Below are 13,377 nucleotides of genomic sequence, written 5' to 3' on the forward strand. Positions count from 1 at the left end.
GCCAATGGCCGCCTTTTTGTATTCTGAATCACGGACCCTTTCTGAATGTCCCCCAGCACTGGAGCCTTTATGACACCGACACGTACGCTGACTGCCCACTGCACCCTTAGCCAGGACGGCCTGCCCCTGCTGACCATAGACAATGAGCACGCCAGGGCCGAGATCAGCCTGTTTGGCGCCCACGTGCTGAGCTATCGGCGCCATGGCGAGCCCGCCTCCCTCTGGCTCAGCGACAAGGCCGTACTGGATGGCAGCAAGCCCATCCGCGGCGGCATCCCCCTCTGCTGGCCCTGGTTCGGCCCCTCCCCCGCCCGCGTTGGCAGCGGCAAGCCGGCCCACGGCTTCGCCCGCACCAGCCTGTGGACTCTGGACGGCGTCTCCGATCACGGGGATGGCACGCTCGTCCATCTGTCCCTGCGCGACAGCGATGCCAGCCGTACCCTCTGGCCCCATGCCTTCGAGCTGGAGCTGGACGTGCTGGTAGGCAAGGAGCTCTCCCTGGTGCTGACCACCCGCAACACCGGCAAGGCGCCGCTCACCTACAATGCCGCCCTGCACACCTATCTGCAGATCAGCGCGCCGGAAGCGGTGACCCTGACCGGCCTGGGCGAGCCTTACCTGGACAAGCTGACCGGCCAGCCAGAACGTCAGCAGGGCCCCCTGACGGTGACGGCGGCCATGGATCGCATCTATCGCCAGCCCGATGCCATGGTCAGCGTGCAGGATGGCGAGCGCACCACCCGGGTGGTCAGCGGCAACCACGACAGCGTGGTGGTCTGGACCCCCTGGCAGGAAGGCGCCAGCGCCATGGCCGACATGAGCGACGACGGTTATCGCACCATGCTCTGCGTCGAGGCCGCCATCACCGACGAGGCCGGAGTCACGGTAGCACCCGACGAGGAGCACAGTTTCTCCACCGTGATCCTCTGACGATACGGCTGACGGATAAAGAAAGAGGGCTCCCGCGGGAGCCCTCTTTGCATCTTGTCATCAGAGACGATCAGACGTTGCCCTGAGTCTTGAGCTTAAGCTCGGCGGCAAAATTCAGCATGCGATCCAGGGGGATCAGAGCCTTCAGGCGCAGCGCTTCATCCACCTGGATCTCGTGGCGCTCGGCGCCGTCGGTCAGCGCCTCCTTGATGGCCACCAGGCCGTTCATCGCCATCCAGGGGCAGTGGGCGCAGCTGCGGCAGGTGGCGCCATCGCCACCGGTCGGTGCCTCCACCATCTCTTTCTCCGGACAGGCTTGCTGCATCTTGTAGAAGATGCCGCGATCGGTGGCCACGATGAGCTTCTGCTGGGGCAGCTCTTTGGCCGCCTTGATGAGCTGGCTGGTGGAACCCACCGCATCCGCCAGTTCGATGACGGAGGCCGGGGATTCCGGGTGCACCAGCACGGCGGCATCCGGGTTCTGGGCCTTGAGCTCACGCAGCGCCTTGGCCTTGAACTCGTCGTGGACGATGCAGTGGCCCTGCCAACGCAGCATCTCGGCCCCCGTCTTCTTCTCGATATAGGCGCCCAGGTGCCTGTCCGGTCCCCAGATGATCTTGTGACCCTGGCTGTCCAGGTGCTCGACGATCTCCAGCGCAATGCTGGAGGTGACCACCCAGTCGGCTCTCGCCTTCACCGCCGCCGAGGTGTTGGCGTAGACCACCACGATATGGTCGGGATGGGCATCGCAGAAGGCGGAGAACTGGTCAATGGGGCAGCCCAGATCGAGGGAGCACTCCGCCTCCAGGGTCGGCATCAGCACCCGCTTGTGGGGGCTCAGTATCTTTGAGGTTTCCCCCATGAAGCGCACCCCGGCCACGATCAGGGTCTGGGCGGCGTGGTCGCGGCCGAAGCGGGCCATCTCGAGAGAGTCGCCGACAAAGCCGCCGGTGGCCTCGGCCAGGGCCTGGATCTCGGGATCCGTATAATAGTGGGCAACCAGCACGGCCTGGCGCTCCTGCAGCAGCGTCTTGATCTCGGCGATCAGGGTCGCCTTCTGCTCGGCGCTCAGGGGCTTCGGCTTGGCCGGGAAGGGGTAGTCCATCTCGACTACCGGCGGGACATTGTTCAGTGCATTGCTCATTGCGACTGTTCCATCAACGCTTGGAAAGGCCAAAATTATAACCAGAAGCCGCGCACAAACCCATCAACAAATCCAGTACAGTACAACTGTCAGAACCCGCCCGGATCAATCGTTGTCATTCTTGCCAAAAGGAGTTGTCGAATGAAACAACGCTCTCTCAAAACCAAGTTGCTGCTGCTCACCCTTGGACTCTTTCTCGCCAGTGGCGTCGCCATGACGCTGATGCAGTCATCCTCCCTGAACAGCCTGCGCACCGAGATTGTGGCCCAGACTCGCGGCGCCCTGGAGCAGGAGGTCTCACGCGCCCTGCAATTCCAGGCCGAACGCTACGCTCAGCAGATTACCGACCAGTTGCAGCAGGCCTACCAGATACCCCTCGGCATGGCGGCGCAGCTCGAGGGCAGCATGGCCCAGCCTGATCGCATGCTGGGCCGCCCCCAGGTAGAGCTCCTGCTGCACAGTCGTCTGCGCCAGGCAGACGGGATCAGCTCTATCTACGCACAGTTCGAACCCAACGGTTATGACGGACAGGACGCCGACTGGCAGGGGGGCGCGAGTCACTCGGTTGCCGGCAAGGGCAGCCTGGAGGTCTACTTCACCCGGGAACAGAACGAAAACATAACGCAGCAGACCATAGATGCCGCTACCAGTGACGCCAAGTTCGATACCTCACGCAATGAATTCGGCATCCGCAACAGCGAGTGGTACCTCTGTGGCCGCGACACCCTGCGACCCTGCCTGATGGAGCCCTACCTCTACGAGATAGGCCCGGGCCAGAAGATGCTGATGACCAGCCTGACGGTGCCCATCCTCAAGGAGGGCAAGTTTGTCGGGATCGCCGGTGTCGACATGAACCTGCCCATCTTCCAGCAACTGGCCGAGCAGCTCGGCAAGCAACTCTATGATAACCAGGCCGAGGTGACCCTGGTCAGCAAGATGGGGCTCATCGTCGGCAGCAACCGCCACGCCGGCAAGCTGGGGCGTCCCCTGACGGAGGCCGGACTGGTTGCCCCGAACGGACAACCTCAGGAGACAGACAGCGATTTCATCCTGCAGCAGCCGATCCGGATCGAGGCTGCCGACAGCCAGTGGTGGCTGATGATCAAGGTGCCCAAGGCACTGGCCCTCAGCCAGGCCGACACCATCAGCAGCCAGCTCGGCAGCCTGCTGCAAGCCACCCAGCAGCAGCAGTTGATCGCCATCGTCATCATCACCCTGCTGGCGCTGGCACTGCTCATCTGGTTCATCCAGACCATCACGGCCCCCCTCTCCCTCATCAGCCGCCACGTCTCCCACCTCGCCAGCAATGAGGGCGATCTGACCCAGCAGATGCGCATCGACACCCACCAGGAGCTCATCGAGCTTGGCAGACACCTCAATGCCTTCCTCGGCAAGCTGAGGGCCATGGTGCAGGGCAGCAAGCAAGTAGGGCAGCAGGTACATCAGCAGGCAAGAGGCATGAAGCAGACGGCCGAGACCATGCGCAGCAGCCTGGACGAGCAGAGCCTGGAGCTGGAGAGCGTGGTCAGCGCCATGCACGAGATGAGCACCACGGCAGTCAGCGTGGCGGGCTACGCCGAGCAGGCGGCGCAGGAGTCGGAGGCGGCAACCCACCATGTCAGCAGGGCCCAGCAGACCCTGAGCCAGGCCCGCAGCGAGATCCATACCCTGGTCGAGGACATGCACCAGGCGGACAAGGCGGTCGCCCAGGTGGCGCTGAGCAGCGCCAACATCAGCCGCATTCTCGACGTGATCCGGGCCATCGCCGAACAGACCAACCTGCTGGCCCTCAACGCCGCCATCGAGGCGGCGAGGGCCGGCGACATGGGCAGAGGCTTTGCGGTGGTGGCGGACGAGGTGCGGGCGCTGGCCAACAAGACCCGGGCATCCACCGACGAGATTGGCCAGCTTATCGGCAGTCTGCAGACCGAGGTGAGCAGCAGCCAGCAACTGATGAGCACGGGCATCACCCGCTCGGTCAGCACGGTCGAGGGGACAGATCATGCCTTCGAGGCGCTCGGTCAGGTGGTGGTCCAGATCCAGCAGATCCACGACCACATCAGCCAGGTGGCCACGGCGGCCGAACAGCAGAGCGCCGTCAGCGACACCATCAACCAGAACCTGATGCGGATCGGGGATACCGCCACCACCCTGGGGCAGGAGGCGAGCGCCAGCCATCGCCTGAGCGAGGTGCTGGAGCAGGCGGCCACCACCCTGGCGAGCGAGCTCGAACGACTGCGGACCTGATGAAAGAGAGAAACGAAAAAGCCCGCATCGCTGCGGGCTTCTCAATATGGTGGTCGTTACTGGGCTCGAACCAGTGACCCCCTCCTTGTAAGGGAGGTGCTCTCCCAGCTGAGCTAAACGACCTGGGATTCTGAAATGATGGTGGGTCGTGCTGGATTCGAACCAGCGACCAATTGATTAAAAGTCAACTGCTCTACCGACTGAGCTAACGACCCATCTGTATCATTTTTTAAAGCATGGTGGTCGTTACTGGGCTCGAACCAGTGACCCCCTCCTTGTAAGGGAGGTGCTCTCCCAGCTGAGCTAAACGACCTGGGATTCTGAAATGATGGTGGGTCGTGCTGGATTCGAACCAGCGACCAATTGATTAAAAGTCAACTGCTCTACCGACTGAGCTAACGACCCATCTGTATCATTTTTTAAAGCATGGTGGTCGTTACTGGGCTCGAACCAGTGACCCCCTCCTTGTAAGGGAGGTGCTCTCCCAGCTGAGCTAAACGACCTGGGATTCTGAAATGATGGTGGGTCGTGCTGGATTCGAACCAGCGACCAATTGATTAAAAGTCAACTGCTCTACCGACTGAGCTAACGACCCATCTGTATCATTTTTTAAAGCATGGTGGTCGTTACTGGGCTCGAACCAGTGACCCCCTCCTTGTAAGGGAGGTGCTCTCCCAGCTGAGCTAAACGACCTGGGATTCTTGAAATGATGGTGGGTCGTGCTGGATTCGAACCAGCGACCAATTGATTAAAAGTCAACTGCTCTACCGACTGAGCTAACGACCCATCTGTATCATTTTTTCTTTCTATTTCAAGAAAGTGGTGGTCGTTACTGGGCTCGAACCAGTGACCCCCTCCTTGTAAGGGAGGTGCTCTCCCAGCTGAGCTAAACGACCTGGGAATCTGTGCGGTCAAGAGTGGTGGGTCGTGTAGGGATCGAACCTACGACCAATTGATTAAGAGTCAACTGCTCTACCGACTGAGCTAACGACCCACATCCTGAACCTGTCACCGACCGCATGTCGCGGACAGTGTTAAATCATGGTGGTCGTTACTGGGCTCGAACCAGTGACCCCCTCCTTGTAAGGGAGGTGCTCTCCCAGCTGAGCTAAACGACCTGGGAATCTGTGCGTCCAAGAGTGGTGGGTCGTGTAGGGATCGAACCTACGACCAATTGATTAAGAGTCAACTGCTCTACCGACTGAGCTAACGACCCACATCCTGAACCTGTCACCGACCGCATGTGGCGGACAGTGTTAAAGCATGGTGGTCGTTACTGGGCTCGAACCAGTGACCCCCTCCTTGTAAGGGAGGTGCTCTCCCAGCTGAGCTAAACGACCTGGGAATGCTGTCTTCACCCGTTGTGAAGAAATGGTGGGTCGTGCTGGATTCGAACCAGCGACCAATTGATTAAAAGTCAACTGCTCTACCGACTGAGCTAACGACCCTCACCACGACCAGGACCGACTGCACTACTGCACCGGCTCTGACGGCGGCCTATATTACGGATTTATCATCCTGGCGCAATAGAAAAATCTTAAATTAAATCTGTTTGTTCACTGCGCATACAAAGCAAGAGCATCTTTACAAGACTGTTACTAAAACAGTGACATGCAGCAATGTTACAGCTTGCCCAGGCTCTGCTTGGCCAACTGGGCCGGCGAGGTGTTGGGGTACCCCTTGATCACCTGCTCATAGAAGGCCTTGGCTTCCGCCTTCTTGCCATCGAGCTGGGCCAGCATGCCGAGCTTCAGCAGGGCGTCGGCCCGCTTGGGCGACTTGCTGTACTTGTTTGCCACCGTGGTGAACTGGCTCGCGGCACCGGCTCTGTCGCCCTTGTTGAACATCAGCTGACCGAGCCAGTAATGGGCATTGGGGACATAGCTGGAGCTGGGGAATTGCTTGATGAAGCCCTCGAAGGCGGGGATGGCCTTGTCGTAGTTCTTCTCCTTGAGCACCATGTTCACGGCCGCGTCGTAGGCCTGATTCTCGTCCTGGTTGGTCGAGTAATTGGCTGCCGCGGCAGGGGTCGCAGCAGCGGCGGCTGGCTGTGCCGGGGCGGCGGCAGGCTGGCTGTTCGCCACCTTGTCGAGCTCCTGGTAGAGCTGGCGCTGGCGCTCCTGGGACTGCTCCATCTGGTAGGTCTGCTGCTCCAGCTGGCCGCGCAGTTCGGAGACCTCCCCTTGCAGGGAGTCGACCTGCTGCTGCAATTCGGCCTGCAGGCGCAGACGGGCGTTGAGGGTGCGTTCCAGCAGGGCGACCCTGTCTTCCAGACTGCCCGTCGGCACTATGGCACCGTTGTTGCCACTGAGGGCCACGGCACTGCCGCTGTCGCCACTGAGATCGCTCACCGGTGCCGCCGCTTGCGCATTCAGAGCAACCAATACCGCCAGCGCAACAACAGCTTGCTTGTACACAGATTTCATTCGGATCAAACCTTAGCGTTTAGTGCAAATAAAACGGCCAGCGCCATAGTCGCTCGCTTATACAGATTTCATTCGGATCAAACCTTGGCGTTTAGTGCAAATAAAACGGCCATCGAAATGGCCGCTTGCATATAAACGAACTTCGTTCGATTCAAACCTTAGTAAACCAGGACCGCACGGCGGTTCTTGGCAAAGGCTTCCTCGGTGTGGGACAGATCCAGCGGCTTCTCTTCGCCATAGCTGACGATGGAGAGCTGCTCGGCCTGCACACCCAGGGTTTGCAGATACTTGGCAACGGCCTTGGCACGACGCTCGCCCAGTGCGATGTTGTATTCCGGAGTGCCGCGCTCATCCGCGTGGCCTTCGATCAATACCTTGACGCTCGGACGCTCACGCAGGTAGCTGGCGTGGGCATCCAGCAGGTCGGCGTACTGACCCTGGATGTCGTAGCCATCGTACGGGAAGTAGATCACGTTGTCGCGCTGCAGCGCTTCGAACTTCTGACGCATCTGCTCTTCCGGGGACAACATGCCGTTGGCGCCGCCGGTTTGTACACCGCCCATGCCGTCGGTCATGCCGGACTCGGCGCCAGCGGCGTCGGAGTCGGAAGAGGAGCTACAGGCGGCCAGGGTGAACAGTGGCAGTGCGATGGCCAGACCCTTGAGCAGTTTATTGAGTTGCATGCTATTTCCTTAAACCTTTATAACAAAACAAAAAACAAGCGATTTTTTTATCAATTCAAGAAGGGCGACCAAGCTGGTGCACGAATTTCACCGCTACTGGTCGGAAGCACTGCCTTGAAGCGACCGTCGGTCGACACCAATGCAAGACTCTTACGACCCTGATAGATGGTGGCATAAATGATCATGCTGCCATTGGGAGCCACACTTGGCGATTCATCCAGAGCACTCTGAGTCAGTACCAGCATGGCTCCGTTTTCCATATCCTGGCGAGCGATGCGATATTGTCCCTGAACCCGGGTCACCATCACCATGGACTTGCCGTCCGGCGTGATGGATGCCCCCTGGTTGGAATCCCCTTCCCAGGTCATCCGGCGAGTGACGCCAGTCGCCAAATTTACGCTATAAATCTGGGGTTTGCCACCACGTTCAGAGGTGAACAGCAAAGTTTGACCGTCCGGCATCCAGGAGGGTTCGGTGTCTATGGTGCGGTTATTTGTGACTCGAGTGAGTTGCTTGCTAGCAACATCAACAACATAGAGATCCGGCTGCCCGTCCTTGGACAGAACAATAGCCAAACGACGACCATCCGGCGACCACTCAGGGGCACCGTTGATGCCGCGGAAGCTGGTGATCATGCTGCGCTGCTGGGTGTAGATGTCCTGCACGTAGATCTCGGACTTCTGGTTCTCGAAGCTCACGTAGGCCAGCTTGCTGCCATCCGGCGACCAGGCCGGGGACATCAGCGGCTCGCGGGAGCGCAGCAGGGTCTTCTCGTTGTAGCCGTCGTAGTCGGAGATGCGCAGCTGGTAAGGGAACTGGGTGCCCTGCTGGACCGACACATAGGCCAACCGGGTCAGGAAGGCGCCACGCTCACCGGTCAGACGCTCGTAGACGATGTCGGAGATGCGGTGGGCGAACTGGCGCATCTGGGCACCCGGGATGGTCGCCATGCGGCTGTCCAGGATGTAACCGTTCGCCTCGCCGCCCTGTGCCTTGGCCAGCTGGCCCTTCAGCACATCGACCAGCTCGAAGTTGATCTTGTAGGTGCCGTCACCCACGGCGGCGATGGAGCCGACCACCACGGCCTCCACCCCCTGGGAAGCCCAGGGCGCGAAGTTGATCTCGCCGCTGGTGCTCGGGGTCTGCGGCATCTGGCTGCGGGACAGGGGCTTGAACTTGCCACTGCGCATCAGGTCGTTGGAAACCACCTCGGCGATGTCCTGCGGCAACTGGCCATTGCCCTCCCACTTGAAGGGGGCGATGGCGATGGGGCGCGCACTGTCGATACCGCCGGTGATGACGATGTCCAAGGCCGCCTGAGCGCTCTGGCCTAGCAGAAGGCAGCCAACCAAAGCAAAAAACACTTTTCTTATCATGGCTTAAATACTCTGTTCCAAAAAAATGAGAGGTGAGATTCCTTTATCAGCAGATACTGCCAACCCCGGTCAACGACCCCGTTTTATCACGCTTAGATGCTCGGTTCTAACTTGAGGTTAAACTCCTTCAACATCTCGAATGCCGCCGGATCCTTCGGCACCGGCAACTGATTGGCCTTCAGCACCGCCGCCTTGCCGGAGCGGCAGACAGCCGGGTCGCCCTGGCCGTTGTCCACCGAGATGACGAAGCCGCTGCTGGCCAACTTGACACCGATAGTACAGGTTTTGCCCCGCATGGTGGGATCCAAAATCATGTAACGCTCGACCGTGGCCTTGATGAGGGCGGCGTACTTGTCGACTTCGCCCTTGGCGGCAGCAGACGCAGCCTGACTGCGCGCATTGGCTTCAGCCGCCAGTTGCTGCTCCATCATGGCTTCCATCTCTTTTTGCAGCTTGGCCTCCTCGGCCGCCTTGCGTTTGCGCTCCGCCTCTATCTTGGCTTTCTTCTCGGCCTCGGCCTTCGCCTTCTTCTCTGCGTCAGCTTTTGCCTTCTTGTCAGCCTCGATCTTGGCCTTCTTCTCGGCCTCCGCCTTGGCTTTCTTCTCGGCTTCCGCCTTCGCTTTCTTCTCCGCTTCGGCCTTGGCCTTCTTCTCGGCCTCCGCCTTCTTGGCCTTGGCCTCTTCCGCCTTGGCCTTCTCCTCGGCCTGCTTCTTCTCCAGCTCTTTCTTTTTCTTCAGCGCCAGCGCCTTGGCCTCTTCCGCCGCCTTGCGTTCGGCTTCGGCCTTCTTGGTCTTCTGCTCCTCGAGTTTGCGGGCTTCCTCGGCTTTCTGGGCCTTCTCTTCCGCCAGCTTCTGTTCAGCCTCTTTCTTCTGCTTGTCGGCCTCGGCCTTGCGGGTCGCCTCCTCGGCCTGCTTGCGCTTGGTCTCGGCGATGCGCAGGCGCTCCTGCTCCTGTGCCAGCTCGCGCTTGACGCGCTCGGCGTCTTCCTTGTCCTTCTGCTGCTGCACCGCCTTGGGCTGGGCCTGCTTCTGCTGCTGGATTTGCTGCATCTGCTGTTCCAGCATTTCGCTGTCCATCATGACCGCATTGACGATCTGTCCCTTGGACTCGGGGCGCTTGGGTTTGCTGAAGTCGACGCCGACCAGCAGGATGATGCCGATGATCAGATGCAGCAGCAGCGACGCGACGAGATAACCGGAAATACCACGCTTCACATCCATCTCCGTCAGTTCACCGGATCCGTCATCAGACCAACCTGAGGCACACCGGCTTTCTTGAGGGCCACCATCAGCAGGATCACCTCTTCGTAACGCACGGACTTGTCACCGGCCACCACCACGGGGGCGTTCTGGTTGATGGCCAGGTAGCCCATGGCCTTCTCGGTGATGTATTGCTGCATCGCCTCGGGCGTGCCGCTCGGCACCGGCTCGTCATCGGCCTCGCCGGCCTTGATGACGTACTCGCTCTCGGTGTTCACGCTGACGATGAAAGGCGGCTTGGAATCTTCCGGCAACTGCTCGGATTCCGCCTGGGGCAGATCCACCTTGACCCCCTGCGTGATCACCGGCGTCACCGCCATGAAGATGATGAGCAGCACCAGCATGACGTCTATGTAGGGCACCACGTTGATCTCGGCGACCTTCTTGCGTTTGAGCCGCTGATAGGTTTGCATTACTTCTCACCCTGCTGTGCGATTTGGCGGTTCAGTATGGTGGTGAACTCGTCCATGAAGTTGGCGTAGGCGTTTTCCAGCCGCTCGACCTTGTTGGTGAAGCGGTTGTAGAAGATAACGGCCGGGATGGCGGCGAACAGGCCCATGGCGGTGGCGATCAGCGCCTCCGCGATGCCGGGCGCCACCATCTGCAGGGTCGCCTGCTGCACCTGACCCAGGGCGATAAAGGCGTTCATGATCCCCCAGACGGTACCGAACAGACCGATATAGGGGCTGATGGAGCCGATGGTCGCCAGCACCGGCAGGTTGGACTCGAGATCGTCCACCGCGCGGGACAGGGAGACCCGCATGGCGCGATAGGTACCGTCCATCACCGCATCCTGGCCGCGAGCCCCAGCCTTGAGCAGGCGGGCATACTCCTTGAAGCCGGAGTAAAAGATGTCTTCCATGCCTTCGATGTCGTCACGACGGGAAGAGGACTCCTGGTAGAGGCGATTGAGGTCGACCCCGGACCAGAATCTGTCTTCAAACTGCTCGGAGGCGAGATTGGCTGCCTTGATGGCCTTGGAACGCTGGATGATCAGCGCCCAGGAGACGACCGACATGCCCATCAGGGTCATCATGACCAGTTTGACCAACAGACTGGCTTGCCAGAACAGGCCAATAAACGAAATTTCAGCGTGCACTTAACAGCACTCCCTTGATTTTTTCAGGTATTGCGACAGGTTTCATTTGCGGATGGCTGACACAGGCAATCTGAACCACGGCCTGGGTGATCAGCCGCCCATCAGCCGCCAGTATCTGCTGTGAAAAGCGCATGGAGGCGCGTTTCACTTCAGTCACTTGCGTCAGTACGGTCAGCAGTTCGTTGAAGCGGGCGGCGGCGCGAAAGTCGATCTCGGTGCGACTCACCACGAAGGCGATGCCCTCCTGCAGCAGGACATCCTGTTCGATGCCGCCGGCGCGCAGGAATTCGGTGCGGGCCCGTTCCATAAACTTGAGATAGTTGGCGTTGTAGACGATGCCTCCGGCGTCCGTGTCTTCGTAGTAGACACGCACCGGAAACTCAGAGACTTCCCCCATAAAAATCTGTGATCCATTCGACAGTCAGATGGGGGGCTATCATAGCGCAGGGCTGAATAGGAAAGAAGCAGGGGGAGACAGGGAAATCCCATCTCCCCCCGTTTTTTATGGCAGGAAATAACCCGTTCCCGGACAGACTCCGCCGAACATACCAGACGGGCTGAAGCCGGGATAAGACAGCCACCCCCGAGGGGACGAAAAACAGGGGGAGGCGGCTAAACGCCGGCCTCCCCCTCTGCATTCATGACAGGTAATAGCTGCTGGTCAGCCAGAGCCCGTACAACAGGCTTGGCAGGGCGAGCCAGGGAAAGAACAGCACGCGGCCGACCAGGCTGCGCGGGTGAAACCCCAGGCCGTGCATGACCCCGCAGCAGACCGCCCACATCAGCCAGGGCGCGAGCCAGAGACCGTGGTCACTGGTATTCGCCGCGACCAGGTTCGGTGCCTGCAGGATGGCGACGGCCAACAGGGCCGCCGCCAGCAGCATCAGACCCTGCCATGGCTGGCGCTCCAGGGGAGCGGCCAGCCGGGCAAGCCTGTCACTTGTCTTCATCTATCTGACGATCCAGGTTCTCGGTGTGCTCCAGCCAGAGCGCATTGATGATGCCAAACGCACAGGCCAGCAGCAGCCCCAGGATCCAGGTGAAATACCACATATCAGGGCACCTTCTTAGTAGAGCGATTGTTGGTTGTCTTCGATGTGCTTGTTACTCACCCGGCCAAACATCTTGATGTAGGTCCAGATGGTGTAAGCCAGCACGGTCGGTACGAAGACGACTGCGACTACCGTCATCACCTTGAGGGTGTTGAAGGAGGCGGTGGAATCCCACATGGTCAGGCTCTGGGACGGCTCCAGGCTCGAGGGCATCACGAACGGGAACATGGAGAAGCCCGCCGTCAGTATGATGCCGGCGATGGCCAGGGAGGAGAACAGGAACGCCACCCAGCCCTTGTCCAGCTTGGCCGCCACTGCGGTCAGCAGGCACATCGCCAGACCCAGCACGGGAGCGGCGATCATCCAGGGGTAGAGGCCGTAGTTCTGCATCCAGGCACCGGCCTGCACCACCACTTCCTTGTGGAGCGGGTTGGTGACGGCGTCGGTGGCGACGGAGCCCACGATCACATAGCCATCCATGCCGCTCACCCAGACACCGGCCAGGGCGAACAGCACCAGGGTCAGCAGGGAGAAGATCATGGCGGCGGTGCGGGAACGCGCCAGCACTTCACCTTCGGTCTTCATCATCAACCAGGTCGCGCCCTGGGTGATGATCATGAAGAGGCTCACCAGACCGGCCAGCAGGCCGAACGGATTGAGCAGACCGAAGAAGTTGCCGTGATAGGTCATCATCAGGAACTGGTTGAAGCTGAACGGCACCCCCTGCAGCAGGTTGCCGAACGCCACCCCGAAGATGACAGGGGGGATGGCACTACCGGCGAACAGGGCCCAGTCCCAGTTGGAGCGCCACTTGGCGTCTTCCTGCAGGGAACGGTACTTGAAGCCGACCGGACGGAAGAACAGCGCCATCAGGGTCAGGATCATGGCGATGTAGAAGCCGGAGAAGGCCGCCGCATAGACCATGGGCCAGGCCGCGAACAGGGCGCCACCGGCGGTCACCAGCCAGACCTGGTTGCCCTCCCAGTGCGGTCCCATGGTGTTGAGCATCACCCGACGCTCCACATCCTTCTTACCGACGAAGGGGAGCAGGGCGCCCACCCCCATATCGAAACCGTCGGTGATGGCGAAACCGATCAGCAGCACGCCGACCAGCACCCACCAGACCAGACGCAACAGTTCGTAATCAAACATGGGTCACTC

Annotated in this window: 13 protein-coding genes and 14 tRNA genes; 2 read left to right on the forward strand and 25 right to left on the reverse strand. The window is 60.2% G+C overall.

Features of this window, described 5'->3' with window-relative positions; translation table 11 throughout:
- Window positions 1-69: 69 nt before the first annotated feature.
- Window positions 70-930 carry a D-hexose-6-phosphate mutarotase gene (locus R2B70_RS16335; RefSeq protein ID WP_209794719.1) on the forward strand — a complete coding sequence of 287 codons (861 nt, stop codon included), beginning with the start codon at window positions 70-72 and terminating at the stop codon, window positions 928-930.
- Window positions 931-1,000: 70 nt separating this feature from the next.
- On the opposite strand, the gene nadA is transcribed toward R2B70_RS16335, so the two are convergent.
- A complete protein-coding gene (gene nadA / locus R2B70_RS16340) occupies window positions 1,001-2,074 on the reverse strand; it encodes a quinolinate synthase NadA (protein ID WP_318162005.1) in 1,074 nt (357 codons plus the stop codon).
- A 141-nt stretch (window positions 2,075-2,215) separates the two neighbouring features.
- On the opposite strand from nadA, the gene R2B70_RS16345 reads away from it, so the two are divergent.
- On the forward strand, window positions 2,216-4,321 hold the full coding sequence (locus R2B70_RS16345) for a methyl-accepting chemotaxis protein (RefSeq protein ID WP_318162006.1): 2,106 nt from the start codon (window positions 2,216-2,218) through the stop codon (window positions 4,319-4,321).
- Window positions 4,322-4,368: 47 nt separating this feature from the next.
- Here the strand turns inward: R2B70_RS16345 and R2B70_RS16350 are convergent.
- The 24 genes from R2B70_RS16350 to cydB all read right to left on the reverse strand — a co-directional run bounded on the left by R2B70_RS16350 (window position 4,369) and on the right by cydB (window position 13,368).
- A tRNA-Val gene (locus tag R2B70_RS16350) sits at window positions 4,369-4,444 on the reverse strand.
- Window positions 4,445-4,460: 16 nt separating this feature from the next.
- Window positions 4,461-4,536: transfer RNA gene (locus tag R2B70_RS16355), tRNA-Lys, on the reverse strand.
- Between the two features lie 22 nt (window positions 4,537-4,558).
- Window positions 4,559-4,634 (reverse strand) — tRNA-Val (locus tag R2B70_RS16360).
- Window positions 4,635-4,650: 16 nt separating this feature from the next.
- Window positions 4,651-4,726 (reverse strand) — tRNA-Lys (locus R2B70_RS16365).
- 22 nt (window positions 4,727-4,748) lie between these two features.
- Window positions 4,749-4,824 (reverse strand) — tRNA-Val (locus R2B70_RS16370).
- A 16-nt stretch (window positions 4,825-4,840) separates the two neighbouring features.
- A tRNA-Lys gene (locus R2B70_RS16375) sits at window positions 4,841-4,916 on the reverse strand.
- Between the two features lie 22 nt (window positions 4,917-4,938).
- Window positions 4,939-5,014: transfer RNA gene (locus tag R2B70_RS16380), tRNA-Val, on the reverse strand.
- A gap of 17 nt (window positions 5,015-5,031) precedes the next feature.
- Window positions 5,032-5,107 (reverse strand) — tRNA-Lys (locus tag R2B70_RS16385).
- 34 nt (window positions 5,108-5,141) lie between these two features.
- Window positions 5,142-5,217: transfer RNA gene (locus R2B70_RS16390), tRNA-Val, on the reverse strand.
- Window positions 5,218-5,239: 22 nt separating this feature from the next.
- A tRNA-Lys gene (locus tag R2B70_RS16395) sits at window positions 5,240-5,315 on the reverse strand.
- A 48-nt stretch (window positions 5,316-5,363) separates the two neighbouring features.
- Window positions 5,364-5,439: transfer RNA gene (locus tag R2B70_RS16400), tRNA-Val, on the reverse strand.
- A 22-nt stretch (window positions 5,440-5,461) separates the two neighbouring features.
- Window positions 5,462-5,537 (reverse strand) — tRNA-Lys (locus R2B70_RS16405).
- Between the two features lie 48 nt (window positions 5,538-5,585).
- Window positions 5,586-5,661: transfer RNA gene (locus R2B70_RS16410), tRNA-Val, on the reverse strand.
- A gap of 32 nt (window positions 5,662-5,693) precedes the next feature.
- A tRNA-Lys gene (locus R2B70_RS16415) sits at window positions 5,694-5,769 on the reverse strand.
- 174 nt (window positions 5,770-5,943) lie between these two features.
- Window positions 5,944-6,747 carry a tol-pal system protein YbgF gene (ybgF, locus tag R2B70_RS16420; RefSeq protein ID WP_209794722.1) on the reverse strand — a complete coding sequence of 268 codons (804 nt, stop codon included), beginning with the start codon at window positions 6,745-6,747 and terminating at the stop codon, window positions 5,944-5,946.
- 158 nt (window positions 6,748-6,905) lie between these two features.
- A complete protein-coding gene (gene pal / locus R2B70_RS16425) occupies window positions 6,906-7,430 on the reverse strand; it encodes a peptidoglycan-associated lipoprotein Pal (protein WP_010672877.1) in 525 nt (174 codons plus the stop codon).
- 50 nt (window positions 7,431-7,480) lie between these two features.
- Window positions 7,481-8,806, reverse strand: coding sequence for a Tol-Pal system beta propeller repeat protein TolB (gene tolB / locus R2B70_RS16430; RefSeq protein WP_042074111.1), 1,326 nt, complete (start codon window positions 8,804-8,806; stop codon window positions 7,481-7,483).
- A gap of 92 nt (window positions 8,807-8,898) precedes the next feature.
- Complete coding sequence (gene tolA, locus R2B70_RS16435) at window positions 8,899-10,026, reverse strand: cell envelope integrity protein TolA (protein ID WP_318162007.1); 1,128 nt, start codon at window positions 10,024-10,026, stop codon at window positions 8,899-8,901.
- Between the two features lie 5 nt (window positions 10,027-10,031).
- Window positions 10,032-10,478, reverse strand: a complete 447-nt coding sequence (gene tolR, locus R2B70_RS16440) for a protein TolR (protein ID WP_042074109.1) — start codon at window positions 10,476-10,478, stop codon at window positions 10,032-10,034.
- The gene (gene tolQ, locus R2B70_RS16445; RefSeq protein ID WP_213320854.1) at window positions 10,478-11,152 is read right to left on the reverse strand and encodes a protein TolQ; all 675 of its coding nucleotides are present in this window, start codon (window positions 11,150-11,152) and stop codon (window positions 10,478-10,480) included. The genes tolR and tolQ overlap by 1 nt, the downstream gene beginning before the upstream one ends.
- Before the next feature lies 1 nt (window position 11,153).
- Window positions 11,154-11,561, reverse strand: coding sequence for a tol-pal system-associated acyl-CoA thioesterase (gene ybgC / locus R2B70_RS16450; protein WP_318162008.1), 408 nt, complete (start codon window positions 11,559-11,561; stop codon window positions 11,154-11,156).
- 241 nt (window positions 11,562-11,802) lie between these two features.
- On the reverse strand, window positions 11,803-12,048 hold the full coding sequence (locus tag R2B70_RS16455; protein WP_209428935.1) for a cyd operon YbgE family protein: 246 nt from the start codon (window positions 12,046-12,048) through the stop codon (window positions 11,803-11,805).
- A 52-nt stretch (window positions 12,049-12,100) separates the two neighbouring features.
- On the reverse strand, window positions 12,101-12,217 hold the full coding sequence (gene cydX / locus R2B70_RS16460; protein WP_005331536.1) for a cytochrome bd-I oxidase subunit CydX: 117 nt from the start codon (window positions 12,215-12,217) through the stop codon (window positions 12,101-12,103).
- 14 nt (window positions 12,218-12,231) lie between these two features.
- The gene (cydB, locus tag R2B70_RS16465) at window positions 12,232-13,368 is read right to left on the reverse strand and encodes a cytochrome d ubiquinol oxidase subunit II (RefSeq protein ID WP_042074103.1); all 1,137 of its coding nucleotides are present in this window, start codon (window positions 13,366-13,368) and stop codon (window positions 12,232-12,234) included.
- Window positions 13,369-13,377 lie beyond the last annotated feature (9 nt).

The sequence above is a fragment of the Aeromonas sp. XH genome (assembly GCF_033348475.1).
GTDB classification, from domain to species: Bacteria; Pseudomonadota; Gammaproteobacteria; order Enterobacterales; family Aeromonadaceae; genus Aeromonas; species Aeromonas sanarellii.

Bases quoted from the DNA above. Each gene is read 5' to 3' on its own strand.
- R2B70_RS16335 (WP_209794719.1), top strand. From the start codon at position 70: ATGACACCGACACGTACGCTGACTGCCCACTGCACCCTTAGCCAGGAC.
- nadA (WP_318162005.1), bottom strand. From the start codon at position 2,074: ATGAGCAATGCACTGAACAATGTCCCGCCGGTAGTCGAGATGGACTAC.
- R2B70_RS16345 (WP_318162006.1), top strand. From the start codon at position 2,216: ATGAAACAACGCTCTCTCAAAACCAAGTTGCTGCTGCTCACCCTTGGA.
- ybgF (WP_209794722.1), bottom strand. From the start codon at position 6,747: ATGAAATCTGTGTACAAGCAAGCTGTTGTTGCGCTGGCGGTATTGGTT.
- pal (WP_010672877.1), bottom strand. From the start codon at position 7,430: ATGCAACTCAATAAACTGCTCAAGGGTCTGGCCATCGCACTGCCACTG.
- tolB (WP_042074111.1), bottom strand. From the start codon at position 8,806: ATGATAAGAAAAGTGTTTTTTGCTTTGGTTGGCTGCCTTCTGCTAGGC.
- tolA (WP_318162007.1), bottom strand. From the start codon at position 10,026: ATGGATGTGAAGCGTGGTATTTCCGGTTATCTCGTCGCGTCGCTGCTG.
- tolR (WP_042074109.1), bottom strand. From the start codon at position 10,478: ATGCAAACCTATCAGCGGCTCAAACGCAAGAAGGTCGCCGAGATCAAC.
- ybgC (WP_318162008.1), bottom strand. From the start codon at position 11,561: ATGGGGGAAGTCTCTGAGTTTCCGGTGCGTGTCTACTACGAAGACACG.
- R2B70_RS16455 (WP_209428935.1), bottom strand. From the start codon at position 12,048: ATGCTGCTGGCGGCGGCCCTGTTGGCCGTCGCCATCCTGCAGGCACCG.
- cydX (WP_005331536.1), bottom strand. From the start codon at position 12,217: ATGTGGTATTTCACCTGGATCCTGGGGCTGCTGCTGGCCTGTGCGTTT.
- cydB (WP_042074103.1), bottom strand. From the start codon at position 13,368: ATGTTTGATTACGAACTGTTGCGTCTGGTCTGGTGGGTGCTGGTCGGC.